Here is a 20450-nt window from a genome sequence, read left to right as displayed (position 1 = left end):
AATGGAACTACTTAATCAATATGGTACTGTGCTCGTTCTTATCACTGCGATTTTTGGTTTTTTTATGGCATTCGGTATTGGTGCTAATGATGTCTCTAACGCAATGGGAACTTCTGTTGGCTCAGGTACTATTACTGCAAAGCAAGCCATTATCATTGCAATGATTTTTGAGTCTGCTGGTGCTTATTTAGCTGGCGGAGAAGTCACAGAAACAATCAAAAGTGGTATTATCGATCCAATGCAATTTGCTGCTACTCCTGATATTTTAGTATTAGGTATGATGGCAGCATTATTTGCTTCTGGGCTATGGTTATTAATAGCCTCTCGCATGGGCTGGCCAGTATCAACAACTCACTCTATTGTGGGTGCTGTTGTTGGCTTTGCTTGTGTTACTGTAGGTAAAGAGGCCGTTGAATGGGGCACAATTAAGAATATTGTTGGTAGCTGGTTTATTACTCCTGTAATTGCTGGTATTGTGGCTTATGGTATTTTTGCCAGCACTCAAAAATTAATTTTTGATACAGATGAACCACTCAAAAATGCACAAAAATATGGACCATATTACATGGGATTAACTTCATTTATTTTGTGTATTGTTACTCTCACTAAAGGATTAAAACATATTGGCTTACACTTAAATGGTTTTGAAGTCTTTTTAATCTCTTTAATTGTAGGTATTATTTCTATCGCCATTTGCCATTTCTATTTTAGAAGTCCAAATTTCATTCAAAAAGTTCAAAAAGGTACATTTGGTGCAGTAGAAAAAGTATTTAGTATATTAATGTTATTAACTGCTTGTGCTATGGCATTTGCGCATGGCTCAAATGATGTAGCAAATGCAATTGGACCGCTTTCGGCAGTTGTTTCAATTGTTGAACATGGTGGACAAATCTTACCAAAAACACAACTTGCTTGGTGGATACTACCTTTAGGTGCATTAGGTATCGTAGTTGGTCTTATTGTGATGGGATATAAAGTCATGGCAACAATTGGTACAGGTATTACTGATTTAACGCCAAGTCGTGGGTTTGCCGCACAATTTGCCACTGCAATTACTGTTGTTCTCGCTTCAGGTACAGGCTTGCCTATTTCAACAACTCAAACCCTAGTAGGCGCAGTATTGGGTGTTGGTTTTGCACGTGGGATTGCAGCATTAAACTTAAATGTTATCCGTAATATTATTGCCTCTTGGATTGTTACACTACCAGCTGGTGCATTATTCGCCATTATCATTTATTATGTGTTAAGCTTTATTTTCCACTAATCTTGATTAAAGTGCGGTGATATTTTGCCGCACTTTTCTTTTGTTATTGATTTATATAGGATATTGTTTTATGCAGAAAATCACTAAAGTCTTACTTTCTTGTCTTTTTCTCGGTGTATCCATCCAATTGGCTCATGCCGAAACAAAATATGTTACTGAGAATTTAACTACATTTCTACGTAAAGGTGCAGGTGAGCAATACAAAATTGCAGGCGCAATTCGTGCGGGTGAACCTGTGACAGTATTAGATCAAAAAGATAAATACAGCTTAATCCGCGATAGTAAAAATCGTGATGCTTGGATCCTCACTAGTGAGTTAACATCAACACCTAGTAGTAAAGAAGAAAATCCCAAATTAAAAACACAGATTCAAGAGTTGACAATGAAATTGAATCGCTTAGACAGCGATTGGCAGCAGCGTACTAGTGAAATGCAGCGTAGAGCAAATCAAGCGGAACAACAAAGTAGCCAACTATTAGAACAAAATTCTCAATTAAAACGAGAATTAGAAATTACTAAAAATAAAAATCGTGATCTTGAAGCGATGCTTGATGCGGGAAAACGTGAAATTGCAATTCAATGGTTCATTTATGGTGGTTCTGTACTTGGTGTTGGTCTCTTACTAGGTTTGATCATCCCATTAATTTTACCAAAACGCCGTCGTAATAATGGTTGGGCATAACGTTTAAACTAATGCAAAAAGACAACATTCAAATTTACTTAGTAGGGGGAGCTGTGCGAGATCAGCTCCTTAAACTACCAGTTAAAGATCGCGATTGGGTTGTCGTTGGTGCCACACCAGACTATTTAATTACACAAGGTTATCAGCAAGTCGGTAAAGACTTCCCTGTTTTTCTTAATCCATATACAAAAGAAGAATATGCTCTTGCTCGTACAGAGCGAAAAGTAAGTAGTGGTTATACTGGTTTTATCTGTGATTTTTCACCTACTATTTCACTCAAACAAGATTTAATGCGTCGTGATTTAACCATTAATGCACTCGCCCAAGATTCAGATGGGAAAATACATGATTTCTATGGTGGCCTACATGACCTTAAGAATGGTATTTTACGCCATGTTTCCCCCGCATTTGCAGAAGATCCTTTACGGATTTTACGTGTGGCCCGCTTTGCCGCTCGCTATCACTATCTTGGTTTCACAATCGCAGAGGAAACTCTTGCGCTCATGCAACAACTGACACAAGCAGGTGAGCTCATTCATCTTACTGCTGAACGAGTTTGGGCAGAAACAGAAAAAGCACTATTAGAAAAAAACCCTGAAATTTATTTTGAAACACTACGTCAAATTGGTGCACTGACTATACTTTTTCCAGAATTAGATGGATTATATGGCGTGCCAAATCCAGTAAAATACCACCCTGAAGTCGATTCATTTATTCATACCATGTTAGTTTTACAGCAGGCAGTTTTACTCACGGAGAATACAAATTACCATAAAAGTGCGGTTCGTTTTGCTGCAATTTGTCACGATTTAGGTAAAGCATTAACACCCAAAACGATTTTACCTCACCATTATGGACACGAGAAAGTAGGTATCAAACCAATAAAAGCGTTATGTCAGCGTTTAAAAATACCCAAAGCAATACAAACTTTGGCAGAACTATGTTGTGAATATCACTCACATGTCCATAAAGCTTTTGAGCTTAGACCTCAAACTATCATTAAGTTATTTAATACTTTTGATATATGGCGTAAACCACAACGTTTTGAAGAGTTTTTATTAGTTTGTATTGCTGATAGTCGAGGAAGAATAGGCTTTGAACAGGTTACTTACCCACAAAAAGACTTTCTATGGCAGCTTTATCAAGCCGCACAACAAGTTGATGTCCAAAATATTATTGCTGAGGGCTTTAAAAAACAGACTATACGCGATGAACTTAATCGTCGTCGTACTGAAGTCATCAAGCAAAAACGAGTGGACATTCTACCGCACTTTACTAATGTGGATTAAGCTCGTAAAATAACCTTAATTTTACGTTTCTTTTTATATTATGAAAAAATATTACATCTTTTTTTCAGCTATCATCAGTCTTATTTTAAGCGCTTGTACACTCGATACAGAGCGCCCAACAAATATCAAGTATATCGATAAAACAGATCCAAGCTGGCAACAACACCTCAGTCAAATAAAAAAAATCCAGCAATATCGTAATCAAGGTCAACTCGGTTATATCAGTACAAAAGAGAGATTCTCCACGCGTTTTAGTTGGCAATATCAAAACTCAGCAAATTATCTTTTGATCCTTTCATCGACAATCAGTAATACGACTCTGACACTTGAAATGCGTAATAACTTGATGCGTATTTATGATAACAAAGGCAATCAACGTGCGGCATCTGATGCAAGACAATTATTAAAAGAAATGATTGGTATAGATTTTCCTTTAGCACAGTTTGCACTATGGCTGAAAGGACAGCCAGATGAAAAAGTAGATTACAATGTGGGAGAGAACCATCTATTAGCAAATTTTAGCTATCCACTCAATGACTATATTTGGACAGCAGATTACCTCAGCTACCATCAACAAAATTTACCTTTACCAAAAGATATTCTGTTAAAAACTGAAGGGCAAACGTTGAAAATACGTATAGATAGCTGGACATATTAATGCAAAATTATCAATTTTCTACTGCACATTTATCATTACAAGAGGAAAAATTACGTTTTCCTTGCCCCGCTAAACTAAATTTGTTTCTTTATATCAATAATAAACGTTCTGATGGCTATCATGAATTGCAAACATTATTTCAATTCCTCGATTTTGGTGACTGGTTAGAGATTGAAGTTCGACAAGATGATGAAATCTGTCTTACACCTGAAATACCTAATTTGGCAACAGAAGATAATTTAGTCTATCGTGCTGCCAAACTGCTCCAACAAAAAACCGCCTGCAAGCTAGGTGCTAATTTACACTTAGATAAAATCTTGCCTATGGGTGCGGGTATTGGCGGAGGCTCCTCAAATGCTGCAACAACATTACTCGCGTTAAACCAACTTTGGAATACACAGTTAAGTATAGAACAATTAGCAAAATTAGGTCTTACTCTCGGCGCGGATGTGCCTATTTTTATACATGGGCATGCTGCTTTTGCAGAAGGTGTGGGGGAAAAGATTACTTACTGTGATCCACCAGAAAAATGGTATATTGTATTAAAGCCCGATGTTGCTATCTCGACAGCAATAATATTTTCGGATCCGAATTTAACGCGAAATACCCCAAAAAAACCACTAGCGCAATTACTTACACAAAAATATGAAAACGATTGCGAAAAAGTTGTCCTAAATCATTATCCAGAGGTTGAAGAAATACTCCACAGGTTGCTACAATATGCGCCATCGAGATTAACAGGCACTGGCGCCTGTGTATTTGCTGAATTTAATGATGAAGAAAGTGCTAAAAAAGCCTTTCAAACGATGCCAAAACAATATTTTGGTTTTGTCGCACAAGGATTAAATATTTCACCTTTGCATAAAATGCTTATGCAATTAAACAAATAAAATGCAATAACAGATTAACTCTACTATTTTTTATTCTTTACAATCTAAACCTCGAGGTTCAATTAACAATGCCTGATATAAAACTCTTCGCTGGTAATGCAACTCCAGAACTAGCAAAACGAATTTCTGAACGTTTATATCTCTCATTAGGTGATGCGACTGTCGGTCGCTTCAGTGATGGTGAAATCCAAGTTCAGATCAATGAAAACGTACGTGGTAGTGATGTGTTCATTATTCAATCTACTTGTGCACCAACAAATGATAACCTAATGGAGTTGATTGTAATGGTTGATGCACTGCGTCGTGCATCTGCTGGCCGTATTACTGCAGTTATACCTTATTTCGGTTATGCTCGCCAAGATCGTCGTGTACGCTCTGCTCGAGTACCGATTACTGCGAAAGTTGTTGCAGATTTCTTATCCAGTGTTGGGGTTGATCGTGTACTTACCTGTGATTTACATGCGGAACAAATTCAAGGCTTTTTTGATGTACCTGTAGATAACGTCTTTGGTTCACCAGTACTTGTGCATGATATGTTAAAGAAACTAGATATGGAAAATCCTATCGTCGTCTCCCCTGATATTGGAGGCGTTGTTCGTGCGAGAGCAATTGCCAAATTATTGAATGATACAGATATGGCAATCATTGATAAACGTCGTCCTCGTGCTAATGTTGCTCAAGTTATGCATATTATTGGTGATGTAGCTGGTCGTGATTGTATTTTAGTTGATGATATGATTGACACAGGTGGCACATTATGTAAAGCAGCTGAGGCATTAAAAGAACGTGGTGCTAAACGTGTGTTTGCCTATGCTACACATGCGGTATTCTCTGGTTCAGCTGCAAAGAACTTGGCAAGTGATGCTTTAGATGAAGTAGTAGTAACAGATACTATCCCACTTTCACCAGAAATTAAGGCACTCAACAAAGTGCGTGTTTTGACTCTTTCAGGTATGTTAGCAGAAGCAATTCGTCGTATCAGTAACGAAGAATCTATCTCTGCGATGTTTACATAAAATACTTTAAAAAATGAAGGCGAATCATCCAGATTCGCCTTTTTTATATTTTATAAAATATAAAATAAGTCATGAACTCATGCTTATTTATAATATCAATATAACTATTAGTAAACAAAGTGCGGTTAAAACTAGAAAAGTTTTAACCGCACTTTGTGTAGAAAATATTATCATCTCTACTATAGTTTCAATTGCCGCTCAACTTCTTTGGCCCGAACAAGGAATTGTTTGCGTTCAGCTGTTCCCATTCCACTACTTGTCCCTGGTAACTTGACACTTAATGGATTCACTGCTCGCCCATTAATATGAAATTCATAATGTAAATGTGGTCCAGTCGATCTCCCTGTATTTCCTGAAAGAGCAATACGTTGACCACGTTTAACATTTTGTCCTGCCTTCACTAAAGGACGACTTAAATGCATATAAACCGTCTGGTATTCACGACCATGGCGAATCACAATATAACGTCCTGCACCATTTGCCTGATATGCTACTTTTTCAACAATACCGTCAGCAGGCGCAATAATTGGAGTACCTATAGGCATTGCAAAATCAACACCTTTATGAGGTGCAATACGCCCTGTTACAGGATGGCGGCGATAAGGATTGAAGTGAGAAGAAACACGTGCTTGACGCTGTAGAGGATAACGCGCGAAACCTTTACCTAATGTTTCGCCTTGTCGGTTATAGTAACGTCCATTGCTAGCTTGAATCGCATAATAGCTTTTGCCTCCTGAAATGATATGAATACCATCTACATTGCCTTGCCCGGTGCGCTTATTATCAATATATTCACGCGTAACGAGTACAGCGAACTTATCTCCTTTTTTAAGACGTTTCAAGTTAATTTGCCATTGTAATGCATTTGCAAGTTGATTAATTTGGCGTAACTCTAATCCTAATGTTCTTAAAGTTGTATTAAAAGAACCATCAATTTTTCCTTTTAATACTTCTTTTTTCCATACACTCTGTTTTTTGAGAATCTCACGTTTAAACTTACTTTCTTCAGTTCTTTCATAGATTCGTTCTTCACGTTCAGAAACTAGCCAGTTTAAATATTCTAACTCACCTTGATTATCTAATATCCAATAAAATTGCTGACCAGGTTTAAGGTTTTTAAACTCAGGATAACTTTTTATCAGTGCATCGCTGACTTTCACATCTAAACCTGATAGTTCTAATACGTCTTTTAATGTATCGCCTTTAACTACAGTATGACTAAATTGATTTTTAATCCGCATAGCCTGATCCATCACATCAAATAAATCATTTAATGCATTGCGAGCTGATTCAGGAAACTCTGCTAGCTCATCGATTGTTTCTGGCTTAATTTCATCAACTTCATCATCTTTCGCTTCAAGATCATCATAATACGAAGTTGCATCAAGAGAATTAACCTCCAATTTATTCATGCTAGCTCGATCTATTTCATTCTCTCCAACTACACTATGCTCAGTAGAAGAACCTGAACTTAAAGAAGTTCCTGATATAGTTTCTGCTGGGTCAACTCCAACTGATGTAGAATCTACTACAGGCGATGTTAGCTGGTTTACTGATGCTATTTCATTCTCGGCTACTTTTGCATGTGATTCATAATTTGTTATTTCAGGTGGAGATGAAGACTCAAGAGAAGAGGATAATGTTGTCGAGACGTTTGTATCAGTAAAAGATTTAGTAAATGATGAATGCTCAGATTGATTCAATTCAGTGCTTGAAGTAGGAACAGAAACTTCTGAAAATAGGTTAGAGGATTCAGAGCGTGGAATATTCTCTTGTGCTTGAGTCGTAACAGTAGTAGATACAGTATCAGCTGTTTCTTCTTTATCTCTTAATAAAATACCTGTAATAATTAATAAAATGGCGCTAAAGAAAATCATTACTTTAATTTGTAATTTTTTTCTTCGTCTATCTCTTGCTAACTTAACATGTCGCACCATTCTATCCCTTTATGTATTCTTAAACTCTAATAATGTTGCTTTATTATGACCAAATAAATGCTAAAAAATTCGACACGCTTTCAAAAAAAGCGAATAAATGCTGGAATTGTATCCATTCTACTCATTTTCATACGGCAAACTTGTGAAATAGCTAAAAATAAGCTATTTTTACTGCAATTTTTAAGCGGTCAAGTCTAACAAATAATGCAAATTCATTCTATCAATTTACCCCTAGTTGAACTAAAAAATATTAATGTCACTTTTGAACAAAAAAAAGCATTACAAAATATCAATCTCACGATTTATCCCAATTCCATTATTACGATTGTTGGTCCTAATGGTGGTGGTAAATCGACTTTATTAAAAGTCCTGCTTAAACTCTTAACTCCCACATCAGGAAAAGTACACTATAGTAAAAATGTACGTATCGGTTATGTACCACAAAAAATTCATCTTGATCACAATTTACCAATTACAGTCGAACGATTTTTATCACTTAAAAAAGGCGTTAGCTCACAAGAAATTAAAGCAACGCTAGCTCTATTATCTATTTCTCATTTAACTAAAAGTAAGATGCAAAAGCTCTCTGGTGGCGAAATGCAACGTGTATTGTTAGCAAGGGCAATTCTAAACAAGCCTAACTTATTAGTACTTGATGAACCTACTCAAGGTGTGGATATTAATGGTCAAGCAGAGCTATATCAACTGATTCATCAAACTCAACAAAAACTGAATTGCGCTATTTTAATGGTGTCGCATGACTTAAATATTGTGATGGCAGATACACATCAAGTCCTCTGCATCAATCAACATATTTGTTGTGCAGGCACACCTGAAATCGTATCTAATGATCCGACTTTTATTCACTTCTTCGGTGACCAATTTGCTAAAAATGTTGCACTGTATACTCATAAGCATAATCACAAACATGATATACATGGCGATATCTGTTGTGCACCAAACTTTACATCAGAGCAATGTCACCATCAAAAATAACGAGATAAATTATGTTTGAAATTGTTTTCCCAGCTTGGTTAACGGGTATTTTACTATCACTGATTACCGCACCACTTGGTGCTTTTGTTGTATGGCGCAAAATGGCATACTTCGGCGATACCTTAGCACATTCTGCCTTACTTGGTGTTGCACTTGGTATTTTCCTCGATATTAACCCTTATGTATCTATTGTTATTTTAACGCTGATTCTCGCTGTCAGTATGGTATGGTTAGAAGGTAAAACGCAATTTTCTGTAGATACTTTACTTGGCATTATTGCACACAGTTGTTTGTCACTCGGTGTAGTCACTGTCGGTTTATTACAAAATGTACGCGTGGATTTAATGGTATATTTATTTGGTGATCTACTGGCAATGAATTACGATGATCTGCTCTTTATCGGATTAGGTGTAATTATCGTATTAGTCACTTTACTGTATTTTTGGCAACCTTTACTCTCAACAACTGTTAGTCCAGAACTCGCACAAGTAGAAGGTATTAATGTACAAAAAATGCGCTTCATTTTAATGATTCTCACTGCATTAACTATTGCCCTTAGTATGAAATTTGTTGGTGCATTAATTATTACATCCTTACTTATCATTCCTTCCGCAACAGCACGTCGATTTGCTAAAACCCCAGAAAGTATGGTGATTATTGCTATTTTTATCAGCATGATAGCTATTAGTTTAGGTTTATTACTTTCAGCCTTCTATGATACTGCTGCTGGACCTTCTGTAGTGATTAGTGCCAGTTTATTATTTTTACTTTCTTTGTTTAAGAAAGAAAGCACTTAAAAGTGCGGCTGATTTCAGAGAAGTTTGGAAGAGTAAAAAAAGCGAATACAATATTCGCTTTTTTCTAATTAATCGACGATAAAGCAGGCAATTTTTGTTCCATCGGCATAGGTTTTTAATGCAGGCTTTTCAATTGCGCATTGTGCAGTTGCAAATCGACAACGAGCATGAAAGGCGCAGCCTTTAGGCGGGCTCAATGGACTTGGTAATTCACCAGTCAACTTGATGCGTTCTCTACGGTGTTCAGCTTCTAATCGAGGTGTTGCAGATAATAATGCCTGTGTATAAGGATGACGCGGGTTACTAAAAATTTTCTTAGTTTCACCTTGCTCAACACATCGTCCTAAATACATCACCATAACTTCATCAGCAATATGTTCCACAACAGAAAGATCATGAGAAATAAAGACATAGGATAGTCCCATTTCTTCTTGTAAATCCATCATCAAATTGAGTACTTGAGCACGTACCGAAACATCAAGAGCTGAAACAGGCTCATCTGCGACCACAATATCTGGATGTAACATTAAACCACGAGCAATTGCGATACGTTGACGCTGACCACCTGAAAACATATGTGGATAACGATCATAAAACTCAGGTTTTAAACCCACTTTAGCCATCATTTCCAATACTTGTTGTTTACGTTGATGAGCGGATAAATCAGTATTAATTAATAAAGGCTCCTCTAAAATTGCTCCTATTTTTTTACGTGGGTTTAAAGACGCATAGGGATTTTGGAAAACAATTTGAATTTTTTTGCGGCGTAATTTTTGCGTTACTGCATCATTAACCAAAAAATTTTGTCCTTGATAAAATAACTCACCATAAGTTGGCTCCTCAATCATTGTTAACATTCGACCAAGTGTCGATTTCCCACAACCTGATTCTCCAACAATTGCAAGAGTTTTACCACGTTCGAGTGTAAAAGAAACTCCATCCACCGCTTTAACTAATCTCGGCTTACTGAACATCCCTTTTTTAACTGGGTAATATTTTTTAAGATTTATAGCATCCAAAAGTGGAGCATCTAATTGATTTTGTTGCATATTGCTCTCTTTTATTATTGTTATCACACAGCAAGTGCGGCTGTAGTCGGTCTCCCCTGCGCATTTAATGGGGTATGACATTTTACTCGATGACCATTTACAATCTGTGTTTCAGGTTCTTGCTGACGACATAATTCCGTTGCATATGGACAACGTGGATTTAGTAAACAACCTGTTGGACGATCATATTTACCAGGTACAACACCAGGTAAAGACTGTAAACGCGATTTTCCTTCTGCAAATTCAGGAAGCGCACGTAACAATGCTTGAGTATAAGGGTGTAGTGGTGCTTTGAATATCTCTTCAGCTTTCCCCTCCTCTACAACTTGCCCTGCGTACATCACAATAATACGGTGTGCGGCTTCTGCTACTAAAGCGAGATCATGCGTGATCAAGATTAATGCCATATTCTTTTTACGTTGTAGTTCAAGTAACAAATCAATAATTTGCGCTTGAATCGTCACATCAAGTGCTGTTGTAGGCTCATCTGCAATTAATAGTTTTGGATTACAAGCAATCGCCATTGCGATCATCACACGCTGACTCATACCACCAGAGAGTTGATGTGGATAAACATCTAAACGAGAAGTAGGATCTGGAATACCTACCAATGTTAATAATTCGATTGTTCGCTCTCGTCGCCATGCTTTACTTCCACCTTGATGTACTTTCAACGCTTCCATGATTTGATAACCAACCGTATAACTCGGGTTTAAGCTAGTCATCGCATCTTGGAAAATCATCGACACATCTGCACCTACAATTTTTTGTTTTTGCTTAGCATTCAGTGTCAACAAATCACTTTGATTAAATTCCAACTTGTCAGCATACACACGACCAGGGTAATCAATTAAGCCCATAATCGCTAACGAACTCACTGATTTTCCTGAACCTGACTCTCCGACGATACCTAATACTTCACCTTCATTTATAGTGTAATTAATGCGATCAACTGCTTTAAATGGTGCTTTTTCATCACCGAAATGAACAGATAAATTTTCTACATTTAATAACGCCATGCTTTTCCTCTTATTGTTTTAATTTTGGATCTAACGCATCTCGTAAACCATCACCCATTAAATTGAAAGCAAGCACGAGAGAAAGAATGGCCAAACCAGGAATTGTAACTAGCCAATGCGCAGTTTGCATAAAGCCTCGAGATTCCGCCAACATAGTACCTAACTCTGGTGTGGGTGGTTGCGCGCCAATCCCCAAGAAACCTAATGCTGCAAGCTCAAGAATGGCATTAGAAATCCCCATTGTCATTTGTACAATTAATGGTGCTAAACAGTTAGGTAAAATAACAATGAACATTAGACGGAATACACTAGCACCCGCAACGCGAGACGCTATGACATAATCACGATTTTTCTCACTTAAAACTGAGGCTCGGGTTAAACGGACATAACTTGGAATGGAAACAACCGCAATTGCAATTGCAGCATTAGTTAAAGAGGGCCCAAGAATTGTTACTACACCGATGGTCAATAATAAACTCGGAATAGCTAACATAATATCCACAAAGCGCATAATGATTGTATCAACTAAACCGCCATAATATCCTGCGAGTAAACCCAAAATCACGCCAAAAAAACAAGATAATAAAACAATAGTTAAACCAATAAATACAGAAAGGCGAGCGCCGTAGATAATACGCGATAAAATATCACGTCCAATATCATCAGTCCCTAATAAATAGGCACTATTTCCGCCTTCAACCCATGAGGGAGGAAGTAATAAAGCACCTCGGTCTTGTGCAATAGGATCGAAAGGGGCTATCAGCCCTGCAAAAATACAAACAATTAAAACAATCGTAATAAAAGTTAATCCAATCACCGCACCATGGTTTTGTTTAAAATAAAACCAAAATTCTTGTAATGGTGTTTTCGGTGCAGGTGAACTCAGTGTGGTCACACTTGACATGTTTCACTCCAATCAAAATTAAGTATGGCGAATACGCGGATTCACAATGCCATAAATTACATCAACCGTTAAATTCACTAAAATAATTAATGTAGCAATAATCAATACAGAACCTTGTAATACAGGATAATCTCGAGAATTAATCGCATCAATAATCCATTTTCCTATCCCTGGCCAAGAAAAAATATTTTCAGTTAACACTGCTCCAGATAATAATTGCCCAACAATGAGCCCTACAACTGTAACAACAGGAATTAACGCATTCCGTAAAGCATGAATTACAACAATACGTGTTGTGTTCAAGCCCTTGGCTTTTGCTGTACGAATATAATCTTCACCAAGCACTTCTAACATAGAAGATCGTGTCATACGAGTGATAACAGCTAAAGGAATCGTACCAAGCACAACTGAAGGTAAGATCAATGACTTAATGGCGGCTAAAAATGCGCCTGGTTCATCTGAGTTCCAAGTATCGATCAACATGAAACCTGTTTCAGCTTCAATCCAATACTCTGCAGGTAAACGCCCTGACGCAGGCAATCCTAATGGAGTCGAAAAATACAGAATTAAAATTAATCCCCACCAAAAAATTGGCATTGAATAACCTGTGAGAGAAAGTGTGGTTACTGTATGTGATATCCAGGAATCTTTTTTAACAGCTGCGATTACCCCTAAAAAAACACCTAAAATTAACGACCATAACAAAGCAAAAAAAGCTAATTCGACGGTGGCAGGAAAGAGTGTAAAAAATTCTTTGAGTACAGGTTCATTGTTACGAAATGAAGTGCCTAAATCGCCTTGTAATACACCTTTAACATAGCTGAAATACTGTTCAGGTAAAGGCCTATCCAATCCCAGCTTTTGCATCATTTCAGCATGCACTTCTGGGGTCAAACCACGCTCTCCCATACGAATTTCGATTGGGTCGCCTGGAATCATATGAACTAACGCAAAAGTAATCAACGTTATTGCAATAAACGTAGGAATAACCATTAAAAGGCGTTTAAAAATAAATTGAAACATCGAAGACTCTCTATATTATTTATAGTGTTGAATCCCTTGCTCCCCTATAAATAAAGAGGAAAATTATAACTGGTCAAACTGAAAGTAGAATAAATGATAACTTAATTAGGATAGCACAAGCTTATATGACTCATGCTATCCCTTATTGCCAAATTCATAAAAATTTGACCGCACTTAAGCTAACAACTTACTTTTCTAAATCAACATGATAGAAATTATGTAAGCCAAATGGATCGATTACATAGCCTGTGGCCTCTTTACGTACAGGGAAATACGTAGTTGAGTGAGCAATTGTAATCCATGGTGCTTGTTCTTTAAAGACAACTTGTGCCTGTTTATAAATCGCTGTACGTTCTGCTGGATCAGTCACTTGCGCCGCTTTTGTCACAAGATCATTAAATTCTGGATGACAGAATTTTGCATAATTAGAACCAGACTCAACTGCTGCACAACTTAATAACGTATTTAAGAAGTTGTCAGGATCACCATTATCACCAGTCCAGCCCATCATACCAGTTTGGTGATCGCCCGCGCGCATACGTTTGAGATATTCCCCCCATTCATAACTAACAATTTTTGTTTTTACGCCTACTTTTTCCCAATCTGCTTGAACTAATTCAGCCATACGACGTGCATTTGGATTATATGGACGAGATACAGGCATTGCCCATAAATCCGTTTCAAACCCATTTTCAAAGCCCGCTTCTTTTAATAGTGCCTTTGCTTTCTCAGGATTATATTCGTAATCTTTTACATCATCATTGTAAGACCACATTGTTGGCGGGATCGGGTTTTTCGCAACTTGTCCAGCGCCTTGATAAACAGACTCAATAATCGCTTCTTTATTTACAGCATAATTTAATGCTTGACGTACTTTGACATTATCAAATGGTGCTTTTTTTACATTAAAGTTTAAATAACCTACATTCAAACCAGGCTTAGTTAATAAATTAATGTTTGGATCTGCTTTTAATTTTGCAATATCTGCTGGATTTGGATATGGTGCTGCATGACATTCTCCTTTCTGTAACTTAGCATAACGTACAGAAGCATCAGGCGTAATAGAAAAAACTAAACGATCAATTTTTGCTTTACCTTGCCAATAATTTTCAAAGGCTTTAAAACGTACAGAAGAATCTTTTTGATAAGAAACAAATTCAAATGGACCTGTACCAATTGGTACACTATCTAATTTTTCAGGTGTTTTTGCTTTTGCCATCGCATCTGCATATTCTGCAGAATAAATTGAAGCAAAATCCATCGCCAAATTTGCTAAAAATGGTGCATTAGGAACTTTCAAACTAATTTTTACAGTGTAGTCATCCACTTTTTCTACTTTATCAATGATATTTTGCATATCCATACCGATAAAATATTCATAATTACCACCAGATACTTTGTAATAAGGGTGGTTTGGATCTAATTGACGATTGAAGGAGAAAACAACATCATCAGCGTTAAAATCACGGGTTGGTTTAAAGGCTTTATTACTATGGAACTTCACGCCCTTACGTAAATGAAACACGTAAGTTTTACCATCTTCTGCAACGTCCCATTTTTCTGCTAGTGCAGGAATTACATTCGTCGTACCACGCTCAAAAGTCGTTAAACCATTAAACATTGCCTGACCAGAAGCATCAATAGTCGCACCATCCGTACCTAGTACTGGGCTTAAATAAGAAGGGGATGCCTCAGAACAGTACACAAATGTTTTCGGACCCGCTGCGAAAGCGGCAGTCGAAGTCATCGCCAATGCGATAAGAGAGAGTTTTGTTAATTTTTTCATTGTTCACTCCAAGATGTTGTCGATTTAGTACAAAAGATGTACCTTTTGTTTGCATAAGCATCTACGAATATGGCAATTTTTAGACCAAATAGCAATCCCTAATGTAAATAAAATGTGAAAAAATATCATTTTTTATTAATTTTTTTCGAAAAAAAGAGCCATATTTTTAGATAAAACACATTATTTATCACTAAATATGGCTATATATATATCAAACCGCTCTACAAAAGAAAGAGAAAGCCGAACTTTCTTCTAATTTATTAAAAAAACTCAGTATAAAATCCACCTATTATCTTTTTAATTCCCATTTTTAGTTTTAAGTACTAAATTTTACTAAAACAGGTCACACATCTAGCCTTATTCTATTGGGCGTACACCGAGTGTATGACAAATTGCATAAGTCAGTTCACTACGGTTTAACGTATAAAAATGAAAGTCTTTAACACCTTCACGAGAAAGGACTCGAACCATATCCATGGCGACACTAGCAGCAACTAAATTACGCGTAGTTTGATCATCATCCAGCCCTTCATATTTTTTGGCTAACCAAGTTGGAATTTTGACATTAGTAATCGTAGCCATTTTCATTAGCTGTTTAAAATTAGTGACTGGCAGAATACCTGGCACAATTTCAGCATCAATACCAATGGAAGCACAACGATCACGAAAACGTAAATAACTATCAATATCAAAGAAAAATTGAGTAATGACATGATTCGCCCCTGCATCAATCTTACGCTTTAAATTGATTAAATCTGCTTGAGCAGATTTTGCTTCTGGATGGACTTCGGGATAAGCTGCCACTGAAATCTCAAAATCAGCGACAGAACGTAATAATGTGACTAAATCTGCTGCATAAAACGTTTTTTTCGCGTAGCCTGCTGGCTCATCACCACGTAATGCAACAATACGACGAATACCACTACTCCAATAGTCTTTGGCAATATTAATTAATTCTTGTGGTGTCGCATCAATACCAGTCAAATGTGGTGCAGCTTCTAATCCTGTTAATTGTTTAATGTTCTTCACAACGGAATGCGTACGATCGCGCTCACCTGAATTGGCACCATAAGTCACAGAGACAAATTTAGGTTTAAGTACTTTTAAACGATGAATGGACTCCCATAAAATCGTTTCCATTTTTTCATTTTTAGGTGGAAAAAATTCAAAGGATACATTGATCTTGCCGTCTAAATCGGCAATATATTGATTAAGTGTATCAATCTCTTTTGCATAACTCATCGTTCACCTCAGAATAAAATTATTTTTAGATGTCTATATGGCTAAATTAAAGAGAAAAATCTATTATGTCAATCCTTAAAAAATTCATTCTATAAATGAATTGAATTCATGATCTAGCCAAACACAGGAATTTGTACTCAGAATATGAATTCGTTATACTTTATATTATGTCAATTACGTCAAAATAGACGGAGTGGGGAAATAATGAATAGAAAAGCAAAAATCACGCTTATTTTATCAGGCATTACACTTGCTTTAGGTATAGCAGCACAGTATTACACTAATCATAAAATTAATCTTAGTTTGCAAAGTTTTCCTTATCATCTTAAAGATCAACTAACCTTACATGTTACTGAAAAACAAGCTAATTTTTTCCAACGTGAATTAGTTTTTAGTCTTGAAGATGATAAACAGCATAAAACAAACATTATTTCAACAAAATTGACTGCACTCCCTTTTACGATTATTGCAGAATCACATATTCCTCAACCTCTTATCAGCGAATTAAATAAAAAATTAAATATCACTATTGATAAAAATAGTATTAATAGTAAATTCTCTGTCGTCGGTGACTACCTACAATCTAATATTGTGACGCAATTTAGAGATCTTGCTAACAAACCACAGGATCTACAAATTGATATTAACTACGCGGCAAAAACAAAGTCTATGGAAATCCAAAGCCAACTCTCTGGCTTTAATTATGATGCAAAGACAAAATTTGATGGAGTGACTGGGCAATATGTACTGATCCCAATTGGGGATCATCACTATGATTTGGCTGAATTAGAATTAAACGTAAAAAATGCTGATATTTACTTATTAAATGGTGAAAATACGAATATCAAATTAGAACAAATGCGTTATTCACTCAACAAATCTTTAAACGAACAGTACTATGATTTAACTACAGAGTTTAATAGCAAAAAAGTTAATATCTCAAACAAAAATAAAATCTCAGAAAAAGATCAAACTGCTATAAATGAATTTGTGTTCTCATCTAAGCACACAAAAATCCCTAATAGTTTAAGTTTCTACCGTGAATTTAGCAGTATCCTAGAAGAAAACAAAACCTTTCCTGAAGTTATTCAATTGATTGTTGATACGCTATTTAATAACGATTCCGCAGAAGCAAAAATAGCAATGAAGGAATTAAACTTACTGGAAAATCCCTATCAAAATAGGTTTTTAAAACTAAACGATTTTTCTTTGTCTTTTGAGGCTAATAATCAAGATCGTCAAAATATCAACGCAGACTTAGTACTCAATGCAAAACAAATCACTTTAGATGGAGAAGAACATAAAGATAACAAAGAAACATTAATCCTAAAAGGCTTATCTGCAACACACAAACTTGCTCAAATAAACTTAGACAATCGCTTGAGTTTACTTCGATTCTATACAGACCTATTAAAAAATGGATCAACGATGAAGACTTTCCCAGAGAAAGATGATCCAGCTTTCATTGAAACATTGAAACACAACTTAGCCACATTTAATGAAAAAAATGAATTCACGCTCAGTATAGATGAATTAAGCTATGCTGATACTCAATCAGCAAAAAAATTAGCATTAAACAAACTCAAGATGGCCCATACAGAGGATCAACAACAAGAGAAATATGGCTATACCTCAACGCTTTCTCTTGGAAAATTTGTCTATGATGATATTAAATTGCAAGTTAATGATTTAGACTACCAAATCCCATTTCGTCTAGCGCCACGCAAAACTGCTTCACCATTAGATCTATGCTATGACAATAGTTATCGAATGTTATGTGCATTCTATCTTTCAGAAAAAACCTACCAAAAATGGCAAAAAAGTTTTGCGAATGAAACAACACCTACAATTAAAAATGCAGAATTGAAGGCTTTTTTAGATACTCTCCCTAATAGCCAAGCGTATCCTATCAGTGCTAATTTAACTGTTGAGCTTATACCTTCTGAAAATAACATGATGTATTTGAATATAATAAATATGTTATCTAGTGTCATGTACGCCAATATGGATATCAAATTAACTCTTGCAAAAGGACTAATTAAAGATATTCAAGCAAATGATAATCAAGAGCACAATATTTGGGATATGCTACGTACTTATGTGAAACCAAATGAGCAATTAGCCCCTTATTTTATCGAGCAAGATGACAATTACGTCATCCATTATGTACAACAAAATCATGTGAAAACTATTAATGGTCAACCGTTTGACGAAGTAATGGACAAGCTCAATTCACCAACAAAATCAGAAACGATTGATGAATCCTCTTCTCTTGAACAACCTGTTTCTGAATTACCATCAACAGTTGAACAAGAGAACCAACCTACAAATCCTTAATCAAAAGCGGTCTGTTTTAAAAAAGTGTAAAAATAGACCGCACTTTTTATTTAGACGAATGCTTTCTACTTTACAAAGTCCAAAATCCCCATACAATATTGCCCTTTAATTATTCACGACAGTGAATACCTGACTTGAACTCAGACTAACGGAAACACTATGACAACTTTCACTCCTGAGCTGCTCTCTCCAGCAGGCTCATTAAAAAATATGCGTTATGCTTTTGCCTATGGTGCAGATGCTGTCTATGCTGGACAACCACGCTATAGCTTGCGTGTACGTAATAATGAATTTAACCATGCTAATTTAAAAATTGGTATTGATGAAGCCCATTCACTTGGTAAAAAATTCTATGTTGTGGTTAACATCGCACCACACAATTCAAAATTAAAAACATTTATTCGCGATTTAGAACCCGTCATTGCTATGGGACCTGATGCATTAATTATGTCTGATCCCGGCTTAATTATGTTAGTACGTGAACACTTCCCACATGTTGCTATTCATCTTTCAGTTCAAGCAAACGCAGTGAACTGGGCTTCAGTGAAATTCTGGAAACAAATGGGGTTAACCCGAGTAATTTTATCACGGGAACTTTCACTGGATGAAATTGCTGAAATTCGCCAACATGTACCCGATATGGAAATTGAAGTTTTTGTACATGGTGCATTATGTATGGCTTACTCAGGGCGTTGTCTATTATCTGGCTATATCAATAAACGTGATCCAAACCAAGGTACTTGTACTAATGCCTGTCGTTGGGAATATAGCGTTACAGAAGGCAAAGAAGATGATATTGGAAATATTGTCAATATAGGCGAAGAAATTCCAGTTAAAAATGTTGCCCCTACTTTAGGTGAGGGTGATACAACTAGCAAAGTATTTTTACTTGCAGAAAGCCAGCGCCCAGAAGAACAAATGTCGGCATTTGAAGATGAGCATGGCACTTATATCATGAACTCTAAAGATCTACGTGCCGTACAACATGTAGAAAAACTGACCGCACTTGGCGTACATTCACTCAAAATAGAAGGACGCACTAAATCTTTCTATTATTGTGCAAGAACAGCACAAGTATATCGTAAAGCAATTGACGATGCAGTGTCAGGCAAACCATTTGATGAAAGTTTAATGGACACGCTAGAATCACTTGCTCACCGTGGCTATACAGAAGGTTTCTTACGCCGTCATACGCATGATGAATACCAAAATTATGACTATGGCTACTCGATTTCAGAACGTCAACAATTTGTTGGTGAGTTTACGGGCAAACGTAATCAACAAGGTATGGCGGAAGTGGCTGTAAAAAATAAGTTCTTACTTGGTGATGAAGTTGAAATGATGACACCAAAAGGAAACGTTGTGTTCAAAATTCAGCGTATGCTTAATCGTAAAGATGAAGCTATAGAAGCAGGATTAGGCGATGGTCATTTTGTATTTTTAGATGTCCCAGAAGATGTGCAATTAGATTATGCATTACTGATGCGTAATTTAGTCAATACTAATACTCGTCAACCGCACGCTGTCTAAATGCTTAAAAAAATAAAAAGTATTATTTAAT

At 36.3% G+C, this 20450-nt stretch carries 17 protein-coding genes; 10 read left to right on the top strand and 7 right to left on the bottom strand.

The genetic code is table 11. The features are described 5' to 3' along the window. The first annotated feature begins 1 nt into the window (after nt 1). From K7G93_RS01455 to K7G93_RS01430, 6 genes are all read left to right on the top strand, one after another. On the top strand, nt 2–1264 hold the full coding sequence (locus K7G93_RS01455) for an inorganic phosphate transporter (protein ID WP_049216332.1): 1263 nt from the start codon (nt 2–4) through the stop codon (nt 1262–1264). Nucleotides 1265–1334: 70 nt separating this feature from the next. After that, complete coding sequence (locus tag K7G93_RS01450) at nt 1335–1946, top strand: TIGR04211 family SH3 domain-containing protein (protein ID WP_049216333.1); 612 nt, start codon at nt 1335–1337, stop codon at nt 1944–1946. Nucleotides 1947–1957: 11 nt separating this feature from the next. Then, nucleotides 1958–3235, top strand: a complete 1278-nt coding sequence (locus K7G93_RS01445; protein WP_115322454.1) for a multifunctional CCA addition/repair protein — start codon at nt 1958–1960, stop codon at nt 3233–3235. Nucleotides 3236–3275: 40 nt separating this feature from the next. Next, complete coding sequence (gene lolB, locus K7G93_RS01440) at nt 3276–3893, top strand: lipoprotein insertase outer membrane protein LolB (protein ID WP_226690305.1); 618 nt, start codon at nt 3276–3278, stop codon at nt 3891–3893. Then, nucleotides 3893–4783 carry a 4-(cytidine 5'-diphospho)-2-C-methyl-D-erythritol kinase gene (ispE, locus tag K7G93_RS01435; RefSeq protein WP_115322452.1) on the top strand — a complete coding sequence of 297 codons (891 nt, stop codon included), beginning with the start codon at nt 3893–3895 and terminating at the stop codon, nt 4781–4783. Before lolB ends, ispE begins: the two co-directional genes overlap by 1 nt. A gap of 68 nt (nt 4784–4851) precedes the next feature. Continuing rightward, nucleotides 4852–5799 carry a ribose-phosphate pyrophosphokinase gene (locus K7G93_RS01430; RefSeq protein WP_049216337.1) on the top strand — a complete coding sequence of 316 codons (948 nt, stop codon included), beginning with the start codon at nt 4852–4854 and terminating at the stop codon, nt 5797–5799. Nucleotides 5800–5978: 179 nt separating this feature from the next. Here K7G93_RS01430 and mepM read toward each other — a convergent pair whose 3' ends face one another. Next, the gene (gene mepM, locus K7G93_RS01425) at nt 5979–7736 is read right to left on the bottom strand and encodes a murein DD-endopeptidase MepM (RefSeq protein WP_373316103.1); all 1758 of its coding nucleotides are present in this window, start codon (nt 7734–7736) and stop codon (nt 5979–5981) included. Nucleotides 7737–7940: 204 nt separating this feature from the next. On the opposite strand from mepM, the gene znuC reads away from it, so the two are divergent. Then, nucleotides 7941–8732: a zinc ABC transporter ATP-binding protein ZnuC gene (znuC, locus tag K7G93_RS01420; RefSeq protein WP_226690304.1), complete on the top strand. Its 792-nt coding sequence runs from the start codon at nt 7941–7943 to the stop codon at nt 8730–8732. A gap of 11 nt (nt 8733–8743) precedes the next feature. Next, a complete protein-coding gene (znuB, locus tag K7G93_RS01415; protein WP_228400407.1) occupies nt 8744–9529 on the top strand; it encodes a zinc ABC transporter permease subunit ZnuB in 786 nt (261 codons plus the stop codon). Between the two features lie 68 nt (nt 9530–9597). On the opposite strand, the gene K7G93_RS01410 is transcribed toward znuB, so the two are convergent. From K7G93_RS01410 to metF, 6 genes are all read right to left on the bottom strand, one after another. Continuing rightward, nucleotides 9598–10578 (bottom strand): peptide ABC transporter ATP-binding protein, encoded by a 981-nt coding sequence (locus tag K7G93_RS01410; protein ID WP_115322449.1) that lies wholly within the window; start codon nt 10576–10578, stop codon nt 9598–9600. Nucleotides 10579–10601: 23 nt separating this feature from the next. After that, nucleotides 10602–11597: a dipeptide ABC transporter ATP-binding protein gene (gene dppD, locus K7G93_RS01405; protein WP_049216342.1), complete on the bottom strand. Its 996-nt coding sequence runs from the start codon at nt 11595–11597 to the stop codon at nt 10602–10604. 10 nt (nt 11598–11607) lie between these two features. Then, entirely contained in the window at nt 11608–12501 is an 894-nt protein-coding gene (locus tag K7G93_RS01400) for an ABC transporter permease subunit (RefSeq protein WP_049216343.1), read from the bottom strand. An 18-nt stretch (nt 12502–12519) separates the two neighbouring features. Next, nucleotides 12520–13524, bottom strand: coding sequence for an ABC transporter permease subunit (locus K7G93_RS01395; RefSeq protein ID WP_049216344.1), 1005 nt, complete (start codon nt 13522–13524; stop codon nt 12520–12522). 187 nt (nt 13525–13711) lie between these two features. Further along, nucleotides 13712–15310, bottom strand: a complete 1599-nt coding sequence (locus tag K7G93_RS01390; protein ID WP_226690302.1) for an ABC transporter substrate-binding protein — start codon at nt 15308–15310, stop codon at nt 13712–13714. A gap of 357 nt (nt 15311–15667) precedes the next feature. Then, nucleotides 15668–16552 (bottom strand): methylenetetrahydrofolate reductase, encoded by an 885-nt coding sequence (gene metF, locus K7G93_RS01385; protein ID WP_228400406.1) that lies wholly within the window; start codon nt 16550–16552, stop codon nt 15668–15670. Between the two features lie 204 nt (nt 16553–16756). On the opposite strand from metF, the gene K7G93_RS01380 reads away from it, so the two are divergent. After that, nucleotides 16757–18889: a hypothetical protein gene (locus K7G93_RS01380; protein ID WP_228400405.1), complete on the top strand. Its 2133-nt coding sequence runs from the start codon at nt 16757–16759 to the stop codon at nt 18887–18889. 159 nt (nt 18890–19048) lie between these two features. Then, complete coding sequence (gene trhP / locus K7G93_RS01375; RefSeq protein ID WP_228400404.1) at nt 19049–20419, top strand: prephenate-dependent tRNA uridine(34) hydroxylase TrhP; 1371 nt, start codon at nt 19049–19051, stop codon at nt 20417–20419. Nucleotides 20420–20450 lie beyond the last annotated feature (31 nt).

It is taken from the genome of Pasteurella canis, from assembly GCF_020810675.1.
In the GTDB taxonomy this organism is placed as follows: domain Bacteria; phylum Pseudomonadota; class Gammaproteobacteria; order Enterobacterales; family Pasteurellaceae; genus Pasteurella; species Pasteurella canis.
This window is presented reverse-complemented; position numbering and strand designations above follow the sequence as displayed.